Source organism: Neobacillus sp. BP17 (assembly GCF_059579525.1).
In genome coordinates, this window is the sequence record NZ_CM184198.1 from 5,730,541 (window position 1) to 5,746,880 (window position 16,340).

At 40.5% G+C, this 16,340-nt stretch carries 16 protein-coding genes; 1 reads left to right on the plus strand and 15 read right to left on the minus strand.

Annotated elements, in window-relative coordinates; translation table 11 throughout:
• Positions 1 to 82: 82 nt before the first annotated feature.
• From ychF to AC4QJR_RS28030, 4 genes are all read right to left on the minus strand, one after another.
• Positions 83 to 1,183 (minus strand): redox-regulated ATPase YchF, encoded by a 1,101-nt coding sequence (gene ychF, locus AC4QJR_RS28015; protein ID WP_098577055.1) that lies wholly within the window; start codon positions 1,181 to 1,183, stop codon positions 83 to 85.
• Between the two features lie 311 nt (positions 1,184 to 1,494).
• Positions 1,495 to 3,486, minus strand: a complete 1,992-nt coding sequence (locus tag AC4QJR_RS28020; protein WP_496524937.1) for a molybdopterin-dependent oxidoreductase — start codon at positions 3,484 to 3,486, stop codon at positions 1,495 to 1,497.
• Between the two features lie 83 nt (positions 3,487 to 3,569).
• On the minus strand, positions 3,570 to 3,767 hold the full coding sequence (locus AC4QJR_RS28025) for a DUF951 domain-containing protein (RefSeq protein ID WP_026568062.1): 198 nt from the start codon (positions 3,765 to 3,767) through the stop codon (positions 3,570 to 3,572).
• Positions 3,768 to 3,780: 13 nt separating this feature from the next.
• Positions 3,781 to 4,647, minus strand: coding sequence for a mechanosensitive ion channel family protein (locus AC4QJR_RS28030; protein WP_375374704.1), 867 nt, complete (start codon positions 4,645 to 4,647; stop codon positions 3,781 to 3,783).
• Between the two features lie 159 nt (positions 4,648 to 4,806).
• Between AC4QJR_RS28030 and yyaC the strand changes: the two genes are divergently transcribed.
• The gene (gene yyaC / locus AC4QJR_RS28035) at positions 4,807 to 5,427 is read left to right on the plus strand and encodes a spore protease YyaC (RefSeq protein ID WP_098577046.1); all 621 of its coding nucleotides are present in this window, start codon (positions 4,807 to 4,809) and stop codon (positions 5,425 to 5,427) included.
• A 42-nt stretch (positions 5,428 to 5,469) separates the two neighbouring features.
• Here the strand turns inward: yyaC and AC4QJR_RS28040 are convergent, their stop codons facing one another.
• The 11 genes from AC4QJR_RS28040 to rpmH all read right to left on the minus strand — a co-directional run bounded on the left by AC4QJR_RS28040 (position 5,470) and on the right by rpmH (position 15,708).
• A complete protein-coding gene (locus AC4QJR_RS28040; protein WP_375374705.1) occupies positions 5,470 to 6,189 on the minus strand; it encodes a DUF554 domain-containing protein in 720 nt (239 codons plus the stop codon).
• Between the two features lie 86 nt (positions 6,190 to 6,275).
• Positions 6,276 to 7,127: a ParB/RepB/Spo0J family partition protein gene (locus tag AC4QJR_RS28045; RefSeq protein WP_098577041.1), complete on the minus strand. Its 852-nt coding sequence runs from the start codon at positions 7,125 to 7,127 to the stop codon at positions 6,276 to 6,278.
• Positions 7,120 to 7,881, minus strand: a complete 762-nt coding sequence (locus AC4QJR_RS28050; protein ID WP_098577039.1) for a ParA family protein — start codon at positions 7,879 to 7,881, stop codon at positions 7,120 to 7,122. Before AC4QJR_RS28050 ends, AC4QJR_RS28045 begins: the two co-directional genes overlap by 8 nt.
• A 307-nt stretch (positions 7,882 to 8,188) precedes the next feature.
• The gene (gene noc / locus AC4QJR_RS28055; RefSeq protein WP_098577036.1) at positions 8,189 to 9,058 is read right to left on the minus strand and encodes a nucleoid occlusion protein; all 870 of its coding nucleotides are present in this window, start codon (positions 9,056 to 9,058) and stop codon (positions 8,189 to 8,191) included.
• A 171-nt stretch (positions 9,059 to 9,229) separates the two neighbouring features.
• Positions 9,230 to 9,946 carry a 16S rRNA (guanine(527)-N(7))-methyltransferase RsmG gene (rsmG, locus tag AC4QJR_RS28060; RefSeq protein WP_251462972.1) on the minus strand — a complete coding sequence of 239 codons (717 nt, stop codon included), beginning with the start codon at positions 9,944 to 9,946 and terminating at the stop codon, positions 9,230 to 9,232.
• Positions 9,947 to 9,967: 21 nt separating this feature from the next.
• Positions 9,968 to 11,857 carry a tRNA uridine-5-carboxymethylaminomethyl(34) synthesis enzyme MnmG gene (mnmG, locus tag AC4QJR_RS28065; RefSeq protein WP_098577030.1) on the minus strand — a complete coding sequence of 630 codons (1,890 nt, stop codon included), beginning with the start codon at positions 11,855 to 11,857 and terminating at the stop codon, positions 9,968 to 9,970.
• 100 nt (positions 11,858 to 11,957) lie between these two features.
• The gene (gene mnmE / locus AC4QJR_RS28070; RefSeq protein ID WP_251462970.1) at positions 11,958 to 13,343 is read right to left on the minus strand and encodes a tRNA uridine-5-carboxymethylaminomethyl(34) synthesis GTPase MnmE; all 1,386 of its coding nucleotides are present in this window, start codon (positions 13,341 to 13,343) and stop codon (positions 11,958 to 11,960) included.
• Between the two features lie 288 nt (positions 13,344 to 13,631).
• Positions 13,632 to 14,255, minus strand: a complete 624-nt coding sequence (jag, locus tag AC4QJR_RS28075) for an RNA-binding cell elongation regulator Jag/EloR (protein WP_251462968.1) — start codon at positions 14,253 to 14,255, stop codon at positions 13,632 to 13,634.
• On the minus strand, positions 14,252 to 15,028 hold the full coding sequence (gene spoIIIJ / locus AC4QJR_RS28080; protein ID WP_098577021.1) for a YidC family membrane integrase SpoIIIJ: 777 nt from the start codon (positions 15,026 to 15,028) through the stop codon (positions 14,252 to 14,254). The genes jag and spoIIIJ overlap by 4 nt, the downstream gene beginning before the upstream one ends.
• A 153-nt stretch (positions 15,029 to 15,181) precedes the next feature.
• On the minus strand, positions 15,182 to 15,523 hold the full coding sequence (gene rnpA, locus AC4QJR_RS28085; RefSeq protein ID WP_496524938.1) for a ribonuclease P protein component: 342 nt from the start codon (positions 15,521 to 15,523) through the stop codon (positions 15,182 to 15,184).
• Positions 15,524 to 15,573: 50 nt separating this feature from the next.
• Positions 15,574 to 15,708 (minus strand): 50S ribosomal protein L34, encoded by a 135-nt coding sequence (gene rpmH / locus AC4QJR_RS28090; protein ID WP_007084526.1) that lies wholly within the window; start codon positions 15,706 to 15,708, stop codon positions 15,574 to 15,576.
• Positions 15,709 to 16,340 lie beyond the last annotated feature (632 nt).

A 16,340-nucleotide genomic window follows, 5' to 3' on the forward strand; every position in this document is an offset into this window, starting at 1 on the left:
TCAACATGGTGCCAAATCACCCTGTCTCCTTTACTTACCACTGCAAAATAAAAGCTCTGCAAAATTTGCAGAGCTTGAGCTATTATACGTTAAAACGGAAGTGGATGACGTCGCCGTCTTTTACTTCGTATTCTTTTCCTTCGAGGCGGACCTTGCCGGCTTCTTTGGCAGCTGTATGACTGCCGGCAGCTAATAGATCATCAAATGAAACGGTTTCGGCACGGATGAAGCCGCGTTCGAAATCAGAGTGAATGACTCCTGCACATTGCGGAGCTTTCATTCCTTTTCTGAATGTCCAGGCGCGTACTTCTTGAACACCTGCGGTAAAATAAGTCGCTAATCCAAGTAAATGATAAGCAGCACGGATTAACTGATCAAGACCAGATTCTTCAATTCCTAGCTCAGACAGGAACATTTGCTTTTCTTCACCTTCAAGTTCAGCAATTTCCTCTTCAATTTTTGCACAAACCACGATAACTTCGGCGTTATCAGCCGCTGCAAATTCGCGTACCCTTTGAACATATTCATTGTCAGATGGATCAGCAATATCATCTTCACTTACATTGGCCACATAAAGGACAGGCTTAATCGTTAATAGGTGAAGTCCTTTGACAAGTTTCATTTGCTCATCGGTAAAATCAACAGTTCGAGCAGGCTTTTCTGCTTCAAAAGCATCACGCAGCATCGCTAGCACTTCGAATTCAGCCGCCGCTTCCTTATCCTTTTGCTTAGCTAATTTTTCAACACGGCTAATCCGCTTTTCTACTGATTCCATGTCGGCAAGAATTAGCTCTAAGTTGATGACCTCAATATCATCGATTGGATCCACTTTACCTGATACATGGGTAATGTTTTCGTCAGCAAAACAGCGAACGACTTGGCAAATCGCGTCAACTTGGCGGATGTGTGAGAGGAATTTATTCCCTAGACCTTCCCCTTTGCTTGCTCCTTTAACAATCCCTGCAATGTCGGTAAATTCAAAAGCGGTTGGTACGGTCTTTTTTGGTTGAACCAGTTCTGTTAATTTTTGGAGACGGTGATCAGGTACCTCAACGATTCCAACGTTTGGGTCAATCGTACAGAAGGGGTAGTTAGCTGATTCTGCCCCTGCTTGGGTAATTGCGTTAAATAAAGTAGACTTACCAACGTTCGGTAATCCTACGATACCAGCTGTTAATGCCATTTATTTCACTCCTCAAAAAATAAGTTCTATTTTAAATGTTGGCTATGTTAAAATTGCCTGTCGATTTCCGTTCCAGGCACTTCGCTTTCCGCGGGCGGTCCGGGGAGCCTCCTCGTCGCTGCGCTCCTGCGGGGTCTCCCCTGCCCCGTCCTCCCGCAGGAGTCTTCGTGCCTTCCACTCCAATCAACAGGGTGCCAAAATAAACAATAAGCATTAACATAGCCTAAATTAGTTCCAATAATAAAAAGACAAGTCTTTCACAATTATAGAGATTTATATAAAAAAAGACAACTGCCGCATGATGGCGGCAGTTAGTTTATTTTTTCGATATTAACGAGGCAATCATATAACGTGCTTCCCATTCCATTATCGGATTCACTGCTTGATGTCAGGTGATTTACTGACCCGCCAAACTGCTTCCAAATTCCCTCATCGATATTAATCGTGTTCGGGTGGGAGGTAGGCAGGATGGAAAGATAGCCTGTAACGGCGCCGCGGTCATTCCATACTCTTACCATGTCATCTTTTTGCAAACCGAGGTCATCTGCAATATTTTGAGCCACTTCGACCTTCAACCTCAAATTTCCACCTAATAGATGGTAGTTCTGCGAGTGATTGGAACGCATCGGATGGATCGTCAGTAAATTATATGGATACTTTTCAGCTAACTGTGGATTCCTCCACTTAGATTCCTCCGGTACAGCTAAGGTTAATGGTTCATGACCGGTCCGTGCGGTAAATTCATACTTGCCGCTAGGAGTAGTAAACTTTTTGTCCTGCCATGGGATCGCTGTGACCGGTAACTCCAGCGTATGCTGTTCCATTAACGTATCCAGGGAAACACCCTTTCTTTCCAATCTTTCAAAACTCATCTGAAGGAATTGCTTTCTTGTATAGTCAAAATCAGCCCCAAAACCAAGCCGTTTCGCTAATTCCGTCCAAATCCATAAGTCAGGCTGGGCTTCGCCTGGTGCGGACACCAGCTTTGGACCATAATTTACATAATGATGATACATCGAAGAAAAATAAATATCCTCTTCCTCAAAGGCAGTCGTGGTCGGTAACACATAATCAGCAAGCTGCGCGGTATCTGTCATGAATTGATCAATGACCACCAATGTTGGTACAGATGAGAAGGCATTTTCAACCACTTGGGTGTCAGGCACCTGTGTGACTGGATTCCCGCATGTGACAACTATCATTTGTATTTCTGGATTTGTTGCTTTCAGCACTTCTTCGGCCTGTTTCATGATTGAAAATTGACGCCGGCTTTGCCTGCGATTAGCTAGTGTTAACTCTTCAAACACAAAACTCTGACCCACTTGGAGGTTCGCATAATTTGCGCCCCCGCCCGCCATTCCAATATTTCCGCTGCATGCGACAAGCGCATCTATCAGGCGAATTGTATTCCCGCCATTTTGATAACGCTGCAAGCCAAGGCCCATGAACGTGGCAGTAGGTTTGTCCGCATAGACATGCGCTAAATGGGTCATTACTTCACAAGGCACTTCAGTCATTTCACTGATTTCCTCTAAAGTAACACTGCCCAGAAGTTGATCCACATCCTCAAAACCAACGGACGATTCCTCAATAAACTTTCGGTCCTCTAACCTTAAGCGCAGCAGCTCTTTGATAATTCCTGCTGCTAATAATCCATCCATTCCAGGTTTAATCGAGATATATTCATCAGCGATTTTAGCTGTTGCGTTAAAGATTGGATCAATAACAAACAATTTTGCACCACGTTTTTTTGCCTCTAGCAGCTTTTCGTAAAAGTGCATGTTTGTCCGGGCAACATTTCGTCCCCAGACGATAATATTTTTACTATTATAAACATCATCAGGGCCATGGCTATAAGCATTCCCGAAGTCCCATTGCTGTGCTTCGATGCCTGCCCCCCAGCAAAGAGACCCGTAGAGTTCAGTAACACCGCCGTAGCAATTAAAGAAACGTTGATCGAGGTTTTTTAATAATCCATTATTTGCATAGTCATGGCTGTGTAAAACGGCCGTTGACCCGTATGTTTCTTTTATGTCCCTGAGCTTTTCCGCTATCTCATTCAGCGCCTGTTCCCAAGATATTTGCTCGAATTGGCCGTTGATTTTTTTTAATGGATGCAGCAACCGCTGCGCGGAATTTGTCCTTGTTTCAAGCATCCGTCCCCGCCCACAAATTTTTCCTTGGGTGATTGGATGGGAGGGATCTCCTTCTACTTTTGTGACGCGATCGTTTTCGACTGTTACATGAAATCCGCAGCTATCCCAGCAATTTAATGGACATGCTGCTTGACGTATTTGTGCCACTATTCCCACCCCTATATACAAAAACTCTATTTCTACTTTTCTTATAAGAATAATATATTTTTTCATTTAAAAAAAGCATAAGGTTATTCCTCATGCTTCACCAAAATTTTCTTCATTTTCCTTGAAAATTCCCGTCTTGGAATCAGGACACTATGACCGCATCCTTCACATTTAATGCGAACGTCCATCCCCATGCGGATGACTTTCCAGCGATTTGTTCCACAAGGGTGCTGTTTCTTCATCTCTACGACATCATTTAATGCAAATTCCTTTTCTTCCATGCCAATCCACCCCTTATTTAGATTGTCCAGTGCCATACATGACCACTTTTGGATCTGGAGCCTTAATGCCATTTTCGTCTAATTGAAGCTTAATATCCCTGCGAATCATACGGGAAACGCCAGCCTGTTTCATTGGCTGCGTTTCAGCAACAACACGTAAGACAATCTCTGTTGCACCCATTGTTTGAATTCCTAATAACTCAGGGGGCTTAACTAACTCCTCATATTGAGCATGCATATACTGAATCGCTTCCTCAATCACTTTTTCCGCCTTAGCGATATCCTCCCCATAGGCAATTGCGATATCTACAACAGCGATACTGTTATTAATGGAGAAGTTGGTTACTTCAATAATACTGCCATTTGGTAAAATATGCAGTTCCCCCGTCCAACTTTTAATTTTTGTCGTTCTTAACCCGATTGCTTCAACATTTCCCTCAAATTGACCGATACGAACATGGTCACCAACAGAAAATTGATCCTCAAAAATGATAAAAAAGCCGCTGATTACATCTTTCACTAAACTTTGTGCTCCAAAACCTACAGCTAAACCAACTACTCCAGCTCCGGCAATTAGCGCTTTGACATCAATTCCTAACACAGAAAGAATCATCATAAAGGCAATAAAATAAACAACATAGGAAAGGACATTATCAAGCAGCCGAGAGAGTGTTTCCTCTCGCCGTTCCGAAGTACTAAGCGGGGAGAGATTTCTAATTTTAAAAATATTATGGATCATTAATTTTCCAATACGAATCAAGATATTGGTAATAATTAAAATCGCCATTATTTTTAGGAGCCCCTCACCTAGAGCCAGCCACGTATCCTCATTTTGAAATTTATCAATTAATTTTTGCATACCCTTTTGTGTAAGAGTCATGTAGACACCATCCTCTAAAACCTTTTTACCAATTCTATTTTAGCAATTATTTTATGCAGTTAATAGCATTATGAATTTTCCTTTTTTACCCGCTTTATGTATAGATTTACTGAAAATTCCGTATAATAGTAAGACTATTTAAGATTAGGGAGTGACTTAATGAATCTGAAATCCGGTTTTTTTGACAGGAGGGCCAAGGCGCGGATCAGCCATGATGATTTGCATGCTGCTGAAAACCTCGCTGAAGAGCTGCTTACGAATATTCCTACGGTAACAAGCCGCCCGATTGTCTTTGTCTGTATTGGTACGGACCGTTCTACGGGAGATTCATTAGGGCCGCTTGTTGGGACATTACTGGAAGAAAAGGATATGCGGGCATTCTATGTGTACGGGACGTTAGATGAACCGATTCATGCCGTTAATTTGGCTGATAAATTAAAGGAAATCCAAGCAAAACATACTGACCCCTATATCATTGGCATCGATGCTTGTTTGGGAAGAGTTAAAAATGTCGGAGTGATTCAAGTGGGGAATGGTCCTGTCAAACCGGGGGCAGGAGTAAATAAGGAGCTGCCGGCGGTCGGTGATATACATATCACAGGCATCGTCAATGTCAGCGGGTTTATGGAGTTTTATGTCTTACAAAACACTCGCTTAAATCTTGTTATGAGAATGGCCAAAACCATAGCCAATGCCATCTATCAAGCAAGTCTGCTCTACCCTAAGCAAAATTGGACTGAATTAAACTTAAACTGGCTCGAAGAAGAAAAGACAAATTAAAAGAGCGAACGGATCAGACCGAATGCTCTTTTTTTGCTGCTTTTATTGAACATACAAATGATAATAATAAAGTACGGATACAATCAGCCCCGTGATGACGATCCCAGGCAGGAGGTTAGCTACTTTAATTTTCACTATTCCGGTTAAATTTAAGCCAATCGCAAAAATCATGATTCCGCCTGTTGCTGTCATCTCGACAATAAACTGATCCATTAATGCCTGCGGGACAAATCGGTCAATCTGGGTCGCAAATAGGGCAATGCCCCCTTCATAGAGGACAACCGGAATCGCTGAAAAAATAACCCCAATTCCCAATGTGGTCGTTAAAATTAACGCCGTAAATCCATCGATTAATGATTTGGTGTACAACACATCATGATCACCGCGGATGCCGCTGTCAAGTGCGCCAATAATCGCCATTGCACCGATCACAAAAATTAGTGTCGCCGTAACAAATCCTTCGGAGATACTGCCTTTTCCATTAGAAGGGCCGACTTTCTTCTCCAGCCATAATCCTAAATCATTTAATTTATCCTCCAGTTTTAAGGCCTCACCGGCAACCGCTCCCACAACGAGGCTAATAATAACAATGAGGAAATTTTCACTCTTTAACCCCATTTGTAAGCCTAACACCATGACAGATAAACCAATGGCATACATAACCGTGACTTTCATTCCTTCAGGAATCCGGTTTAACAACTTTCCAAGCAGTGTGCCAACAACTATTAAAAGCCCATTGACCAGTGTTCCTAATAAAAACATCTTACATCCACCTTTTTTCGACCTTCGAAATATATTTCTTTTAAACTATCATATAAGTAAAAAAAAATAAACCACCGTTTGATGGTTTATAATGATGAATCCTCTTGATGGAGCATCTCTAAAATTCGTTCTAAATCCTCGTTAGAGAAGAACTCAATTTCAATTTTACCCTTATTCTTGTTCTGCTTAATATTTACCGTCGTTCCAAACCGTTCACGCAGGACATGTTCCCGTTCCTTGATAAACACATCTTTCTTCGGTTCGGGCTTTTTCGTTTCACGTGGAACATCTTCATTTATTTGTTGAATCAGTTTTTCCAACTGACGTACATTCAATGCTTCTTTGGTTACTTTTTCGACTAGGCTTGGCAGTTTCTCTTTTTGGCGAAGTCCTAATAAGGCACGTCCATGGCCCATTGATATTTTCCCACCTGAAATTAATTCTTGAATCTTTTGAGGAAGGGAAAGGAGACGGATATGGTTGGCGATATGCGGACGGCTTTTCCCTAGACGCTTCGCTACCTCTTCTTGTGTCAATTTTAACTTTTCCATTAACAATTGATAGGCTAGTCCTTCTTCAATTGGATTTAAATCTTCCCTTTGCAGGTTTTCGAGGACGGCTAATTCCATCATTTGCTGTTCCGAAAGTGTTCGGACCACCGCAGGAACCGTTTCAAGCTTTGCCTCTTTCGCTGCACGGAAACGCCGCTCACCTACTACGATTTCGTAGCCGCGAATACTTTTTCTAACCACGAGCGGCTGCAAGATTCCATGCTCGATGATCGACTCTTTTAATTCATCGATTGCCTCTTGTTGGAAGGTTTTACGAGGCTGATATGGATTGGGACGTAATTCATTTAGTTTGATTTCTAGAACGACTTCCTCTTTACTAGCATCCGCAAAAAATGCATTAAGGCCTTTTCCTAAACCTTTAGCCATTCGAGACCACTTCCTTTGCTAAATCTAAATACACCTCAGCACCACGGGATTTGGCATCATAGGTAATAATCGGTTCACCATGACTAGGAGCTTCACTTAGACGTACGTTTCTTGGAATAATGGTTTTATATACTTTATCCTGAAAATATTTTTTCACTTCTTCAATGACTTGAATGCCAAGATTGGTCCGTGCATCAAGCATGGTCAATAAAACACCTTCAATTTTCAACTCCTGATTCAAATGCTTCTGAACAAGTCTAACCGTACTTAATAATTGGCTCAATCCTTCCAACGCATAATATTCACATTGAACAGGAATTAACACGGAATCAGAGGCTGTTAAGGCATTAAGGGTTAATAAACCTAACGATGGCGGACAATCAATAATAATATAATCAAATTGATCTCTCACTTCTGCTAGGGCACGCTTCAAACGAACCTCTCTTGAAATGGTCGGTACCAATTCAATTTCTGCACCTGCCAGCTGAATAGTAGCTGGGATGGCATACAAATTTTCAACTGATGTAGATTTAATGACATCCTTTGCTTCTACATCATCTACTAAAACATCATATATGCATTGGTCAACTTCTGCCTTTTCAATACCAATCCCGCTTGTTGCGTTTCCCTGCGGGTCCGTGTCTACTAGCAGGACACGTTTTCCAATATATGCTAAGCAGGCACCTAGGTTGACAGAGGTAGTCGTTTTTCCGACTCCGCCTTTTTGATTCGCGATTGCAAGAATTTTGCCCACAATGTCACCTACCCTTATATTCTCTCAAAGTTTTATTCTGCTATTCTATTAAATTTTATAAAAATATTGTTCATTTGGCTAATTTAACCTTGATGGCTAAAAGAAAAATTCCATTCCTTTATTTTAGCATGAAACAGATAGGTTGTTGGATTTTTTCTAAAATTATTCAAATGTCTACTGGTTAAAAGATTGCTGGATTGGGGGATAGAAAACATAATATATCTAAATATTTCCATTCACAAAAAGACCTTCCCAAATAAAAAGAACCAAGCATTTGATATGCCTGGTTCTTGTATCTATTTGTCTATTATTTTTTCTTTGGTATACGGATTGTAAATTGGTAGAATTCGTCAAATTCTTCTTCCTCAGCATCAAGGTTAATTCCGCTGTCCGTTACCATTGATAAGGATTGGCGAATTGTATTGACGGCAATTCTCATATCTTTACTAAAAGCTTTCCGCTTTGGTTTAGGCTTTTCATTTTTTTGCTCGAGCAATTTAACCACACGTTCTTCGGTTTGCTTAACATTAAAATTCTTTTCGATAATTTCAGCTAATAGTGCCACTTGTTTTTCAGGATCCTTTAGAGGGATCAATGCACGGGCATGACGCTCTGTAATGATCTTCGATAATAATGCCTCTTGAATTTGCTGCGGTAATTTAAGAAGACGGAGTTTGTTAGCCACCGTTGACTGCCCTTTTCCAAGGCGTTGTGCTAAGGCTTCCTGGGTCAAGTTGTGTAATTCCAGCAATTTTCCATAGGCCATCGCCTCTTCAATAGGGGACAGCTCTTCCCGCTGCAGGTTCTCAATTAATGCAACAGAGGCCGTTTCTGTATCCGATAAATTTTTAATAATTGCCGGTGCTTCGGTCCAGCCCAGCTGTTTCATCGCCCGAAAACGGCGTTCTCCCGCTATAATTTCATATTGTCCAACCGCAAATTCCCTTACGACAATAGGTTGAATAATACCATGAATATGAATGGTCCGCGCTAATTCTTCAATTTTCTCTTCATCAAAAACCGTCCGCGGCTGAAAGCGGTTTGGAACTATATGGTCAATTGGTATTTTATTGATTTCTTCATTTTTTTCCGTAATCAGCTCTTTTTCAAGTTCTTGTTCAACCTCTGGTTGTCCCTTATCGCCGAGGCCAAAAAAGCGTGTAAATGATTGTTTCATCCCCAACACCACCTTTACGAAACTCCCTATTACTTATTCTCTGCCTAGTTCCATTCTTCCTGCCTAGAATAACATGTTTGCCCTAAAAATTGTTAGATTTCCAAAATTGTTTTTCTAAAGAAGTCAAAGCGCTCCGGTCCATCCGCTGCTAAACGGGCGCTTCTGCTTTTCTTATTCAATTGGTGTCTTTCCTGGTGTCCCAGGCTTTCGCGGATATTTCTTTGGTGTTTGTTTTTCCTTTTTTATGATGAGAATATTTCGTTCACTTTCTTCCATTGGAAGCGTAAAAGTAAACATTTCCTCTAATTTTCCACCAAGGGTGGTGATTGCCTTTTGACCCATTCCTAATTCATCCTTAGCATGAGCCGCCTTCATGGCAATAAAATGTCCGCCTACTTTGACGAGTGGTAAACAAAACTCACTCAACACGGACATTCTTGCAACCGCCCTTGCCGTTACTACATCAAATGTTTCACGGAACTCTGGATTGACCCCGAAGGTTTCCGCACGATCATGAATAAAATGGACGTTTTCTAAATTTAATTCTTTAGCTAGATGATTTAAAAAAGAAATACGCTTGTTTAATGAATCTACAATCGTCACCTCAATATGAGGGTAAACAATTTTTAATGGAATACTTGGGAACCCTGCACCTGCTCCAACATCACAAAGATGGAACGGCTTTGTGAAATCATAATAGAACGAAGCTGTAATGGAATCATAAAAATGCTTTAAATACACTTCCGCTTTATCGGTAATCGCGGTGAGATTCATTTTTTCATTCCATTCAACCAGTGTTTCAAAATACTTCTCAAATTGGTCGAGCTGCACACTTGTAAGGGTAATCCCCTTTTCCTGTAAATTTGCTGCAAATTGTTCGATGATCATTCAGTAATCTTCCTCACATAGTTATTCATTCGAAACCCTTGCGATCTTGCCTTGTTCTAGATAGACAAGCAAGATGGAAATATCAGCAGGATTTACACCGGCTATCCGGGATGCCTGGGCAATGGACAGCGGTTTGACTAACTTTAATTTCTGCCTAGCTTCCGTCGCAAGTCCGGAGACGGCATCATAATCAATATTCTCAGGAATTTTCTTATCTTCCATCTTCTTTAATCGTTCCACTTGCTGCAGGGACTTGGTAATATATCCATCATATTTAAGTTGAATTTCCACCTGTTCCTTTACATCTTCGTCTAAAGCAACTTCACTAGGGAAAATAGTTTCAAGTTGTTGATAGGACATCTCAGGTCTTTTTAATAAATCAGAGGCCCGGATTCCATCCTTTAATTCACTGCCGCCAATGCTGCGGATCATTTCTTGAACCTCAGCTGTCGGTTTCAGGAATGTTGATTCCAAGCGTTGCTTTTCGGCATCAATTGCGTCTTTTTTAGCCAAGAACTTTTCATAACGTTCGTCACGGATTAAACCAATTTGATGGCCTATTTCAGTTAAGCGTAAATCAGCATTATCATGGCGTAATAGCAGGCGGTACTCCGCACGTGATGTTAGCAAACGATACGGTTCATTCGTACCTTTTGTAATTAAATCATCAATTAATACTCCAATATACGCATCGGAACGGCTTAATACTAACTGGTCACGGCCCAGTGCATTTAAGCCTGCATTGATCCCGGCCATTAAGCCTTGACCTGCCGCTTCCTCATAACCAGATGTCCCATTAATTTGACCGGCAGTATATAAATTTTTCACTACCTTTGTTTCAAGTGTTGGCCACAACTGTGTCGGAACAATCGCATCATATTCAATCGCATAACCGGAACGCATCATTTGCACATTTTCAAGTCCTGAAATCGATTTTAGAATTTGCTGCTGCACATCTTCCGGTAAGCTTGTTGACAACCCCTGCACATATACTTCCTGCGTATTCCTTCCTTCAGGCTCAAGGAAAATTTGGTGCCGCGGCTTATCATTAAAGCGGACCACTTTATCCTCAATCGACGGACAGTACCGCGGACCTGTTCCCTTAATCATTCCAGAAAACATTGGTGAGCGATGAAGGTTCTGATCAATAATTTGATGCGTTTCTTCGTTTGTGTAGGTTAACCAGCATGGCAGCTGATCTGTAATATATTTCGTTGTTTCATAAGAAAATGCTCTAGGTTGATCATCACCCGGCTGGATTTCTGTTTTACTGTAATCAATGGTATTACTATTAACGCGCGGCGGCGTTCCCGTTTTAAAGCGGACCAGATCAAATCCTAGTGTTTCAAGATGTTCAGATAATTTGATTGATGGCTGTTGGTTGTTCGGGCCACTCGAATATTTCAAGTCACCAATAATAATTTCACCACGTAAGAATGTACCGGTTGTAATAACGACTGTTTTAGAACGGTACACAGCTCCTGTTTTGGTAATAACGCCGGTGCAAACGCCATCCTCGACGATTAATTCTTCGACCATCCCTTGGAGGAGAGTCATATTTTCTTCTTCTTCAATGGTTTTTTTCATTTCATGTTGATAAGCAAATTTATCTGCTTGGGCACGTAATGCTCGAACGGCAGGCCCTTTACCTGTGTTCAGCATTCTCATTTGGATATAGGTTTTATCAATATTTCTACCCATTTCACCGCCAAGCGCATCAATTTCACGAACGACGATTCCCTTAGCAGGGCCTCCAACCGATGGGTTACACGGCATAAAGGCTACCATATCAAGATTAATGGTGATCATTAATGTTTTTGCACCAATTCGAGCGGCAGCAAGGCCTGCTTCACAACCGGCATGTCCTGCTCCGATGACAATGACGTCAAATTTTCCTGCTTCGTATTGCATGTTGTTCCTCCTTTTCCGTATCTTACGGAAACAATGCTTTTCACTTTTTTATAAAGGTCAAGCTTCAGCCCGCCAAATCAAAGGGCTTCCGCTTCCCTTTTTATTTTCCTAAACAGAACTGAGAAAATAGTTGGTCGATCAGGCTCTCATGAACGCTTTCACCAATGATTTCGCCAAGTAATTCCCATGTTCTTGTTAAATCAATTTGAACAATATCTATCGGTGTCCCCATTTCCACTCCTTCAATCGCCTCTTCAATCGACTGTAAGCTTTGGCTTAATAAGCCGATATGGCGGCTATTGGAAACATAGGTCATATCGCCAGCCTCAATGGATCCTGCAAAAAATAATGAAGCAATGGCTTCCTCTAACTCATTGACCCCACGATCTTCAAGCAAAGAAGTGGTAACAACCTTGTGTTCTTTTGCTAAAGCGTAAACCTTGTCAAACTCGATTTTTTGCTCCAAGTCTGTTTTATTCACGATAACGATGACATCCATACCTTTGACTACTTCAAAAAGCTTTTCATCTTCTGCGCTCAGTTGCTCTGCATAATTTAAGACTAGCAAAATCAAATCTGCCTCTTGTAGAACTTGACGGGAGCGCTCCACTCCAATTCGTTCGACAATATCCTCTGTTTCTCTAATTCCTGCAGTGTCCAAAAGCCGAAGGGGGACGCCGCGAACATTCACATATTCTTCAATGACATCTCTTGTGGTTCCAGGAATATCTGTTACAATCGCTTTATTTTCATGGACAAGGCTGTTTAAGAGTGAAGATTTCCCTACGTTTGGGCGGCCAACAATCGCCGTTGACAATCCTTCCCGTAAAATCTTCCCTTGTTCTGATGTTTGTAACAGTTTCTTGATTTCCTCCCTGACAAAATGAGCTTTTTCAGACAGCATTTTATGAGTCATTTCTTCCACATCGTCATATTCCGGATAATCAATATTAACCTCAACATGAGCGAGGATTTCTAAAATCTCCTGTCTGAGTCTCTGAATCAATTTTGATAAGCGCCCTTCCATTTGTCCTAGCGCTACATTCATCGCCCGATCCGTTTTTGCCCTGATTAAGTCCATGACTGCTTCCGCTTGCGATAAATCAATCCGACCATTCAAAAAAGCCCTCTTTGTAAATTCACCTGGTTCAGCCAGTCTCGCGCCATTCGTTAACACTAACTGAAGGACTCTATTCACAGAAACAATTCCGCCATGGCAGTTTATTTCCACTACATCCTCTTTTGTAAAAGTTTTTGGACCCCTCATTACTGAAACCATAACCTCTTCGACCACTTGTTTTGATTTTGGTTCGATCAGGTGCCCATAGTGAATCGTATGGGTTGCTGCTTCAGTCAGCTTCTTCCCGCCAATGCTTCTAAATAGTTTGTCTGCAATTTCAAACGCATCATCCCCACTCAAGCGGACAATAGCAATCGCTCCTTCCCCCATCGGAGTGGAGATGGCCGCAATCGTATCATATTCCATTTCCTTCACCTCACACTAAAAACTGTTATCTATATAAAAAATGATTTTTTCTCCAAAACAATAGAATACCACATGATTATCTGTTGAAAAAGTAAACCTTCTCGACCTCTAACTATCCACAATTCACTTTAATCCCATTATTATTTTAACTTATCCACATGTGAATAACAATAAAACGAAAAACGAGAAAAGATTTAGGTTATCAACAACTTCTTTTTTCGACATTTTTTTCAGAAGCCAAAAAAAAACATCCTATCATTCGATAGGATGTTTTAAGGACTTATGATATTATCTTTTCGCTGGAGAAATCACAATAAAACGATGTGGTTCCGATCCATCAGAAAATGTCTTTACACGTTTGTTATCAGATAATGCAGCATGAATAACTTTACGCTCATAAGAAGGCATTGGCTCTAAAGTTACATCTATTCCTGACTTAAGGGCCTTCCCGGCGAGCCGATGAGCTAATTGAACAAGGGTCTCATTTCTTCTTTTCCGGTAATCTTCTGCATCTAGAATCACCGTTAAATACTGATTAGAGAAACGATTAAGGACTAATTGTGTTAAATATTGAAGCGAATTTAACGTTTGCCCTCTTTTTCCAATTAATAAAGCAATCTTTTCCCCGGTCAAGATAAAATGAACATGTTTTCCCTCACGCTTAATTTCTATTTCAGCCGGGGCTCCCATTTGTTCACTTACTTGAGTAAGGAATTTCTTAGCTTCCTCAATCGGATCAATGATCACTGTTACTTTTACCACCGCCGGACGTGAACCGAAAATCCCGAAAATCCCTTTTTTACCTTCATCAATAATATCAATATCTGTGCGGTCTTTGCTGATTTGTAATTGAGCTAAAGCTGATTTTACTGCTTCTTCGACAGTTTGTCCTGTAGCAGTTACCTGTTTCACTTTTTTGCTCCTCCCGCATTACCGGATGCCTTTGCCGCCTTTAGATCCGGTCCTTTAATAAAATAAGTTTGTACAATCATAAAGATATTACCTACTACCCAGTACAATGACAGAGCGGCAGGGAAACTAAAGGCAAATACAACAATCATGATTGGCATCATCCAAAGCATCATTGCCATTTGCGGATTATGCTCTTGTCCAGCCATCATAATTTTTTGCTGAATGAACGTGGTAATCCCAGCAACTATCGGCAAGATATAGTAAGGGTCTTTATCCCCAAGGTCAAACCAGAGGAAATTATCTGAAGCAATTTCTCTTGTTCTTGAAATTGCATGGTAAAAACCAATTAAAATGGGCATTTGCACGATTAACGGAAAACAGCCGGCCATTGGATTGACACCATGTTTTGAAAATAGGGCCATTGTTTCCTGTTGCAATTTTTGCTGTGTTTTTTGATCTTTAGAGCTATATTTTTCGCGAAGTGCTTTCATTTCTGGCTGTAAAGCTTGCATCGCTTTCGAACTTCTTGTCTGCTTGATCATAAGCGGCAAAATGGCAAGACGGATGAGAATCGTTACAACAATAATCGATAGCCCAAAGCTTCCTCCAAGAATAAATGCCCCTTCTTTAATTAACCAGGATAATGGATAGACAATGTACTCATTCCAAAAGCCTGTACTCTCCGAAGTAATCGGCTGTTTGATTTCACTACATCCTGTCAGTAGGATAAAAACAGAAAGTAAGCCGACTACTAGTAATATTCTTCTTTTCAACCAAAATTTCCTCCTTACAATAAAGATAGTCAAACCACTCTATGTATTATTTTTTTTACGTTTTTCAAAGGTATTTTATCATTTACGCAAAGGAATTGTCTTCAATATGATGCAAATTTTCAGGCAAATTCCTTCGCATTTATGTCCTTACTATCACTTTTTTAAAACCTTCCCGACATTTAGAACATGGGTAAGACTTTTTTTCACTTCAAAAAAGTCCATGTCAGCTGCTGGCTTTCTGGCAATAATGACATAATCATTCCCTATTGCTAGCTGCTCGCTTAACTCAAAGATGGATTGCCTTACATAGCGTTTAATTCGATTCCTTGTAACAGCATTTCCAATCTTCTTACTCACAGACAAACCAATCCGAAAATGATCTTGTCCCTCTTTTAATAAGGAATAAACAACAAACTGCCGATTGGCAAAAGACTGCCCCTTTTGGAATGCTGCTTGAAATTCTTTATTCTTTTTAATACGTAGCTCTTTTTTCATAAAAACACCCTCAGTCGGATTAGAAAAAAGACCACTGACTTTTCAGTGGTCTATGCTGATAATACTTTTCTTCCCTTTAGACGACGACGCGCTAGAACCTTACGGCCATTAGCTGAGCTCATACGACTACGGAAACCGTGAACTTTACTATGCTTACGTTTATTTGGTTGATATGTTCTTTTCATTATATGACACCTCCCTAAAGGATGCTATCAAGTTAAGTGACAGTCTTACTCATTATAATAACCTCACCATTAAATTGTCAACCATTCTCTGCTATTGTTCCCATTTCCAAATTTTATTGAACATGAATTAGCTAATTTCCAGAGATTATATTCTTATATGAATACGTTCGATCATCGCTAATACAAGTTAGCTCTTTTAATAAGTCATCATTTCCTTGTGGATATTTTTTCGACATTATTTTAGCTATCCACACAAGATATTGACAGGTTTTGCACAAAACATCTACTTGTGGACAAATTCTGTGCACATATTGTTATCGTTGTGGATAAACTACGAAAAGGCATTGCGCCTTAAGCAATTATTTGATATTATATTTGTGTTTTCACTCTGAATAACTTTATCCACACCAAAACGTTATCCACAATTTGTGGATATCATGTGGATAGCTTATCCTAGGGTACTGTAGAAAGTTGTCCACAAGAAGTGGATATTGTCGAAATTCCACTTTACTTCCTTATTATTTATTATCCACATTCACTGATTCGTATATTTATAAATTAATAGGTTGTACTGACGGTATAAGAAAAGCGCACGTGCTAATCTAGGCTGCGTACTAAAGGAGGGATATTAT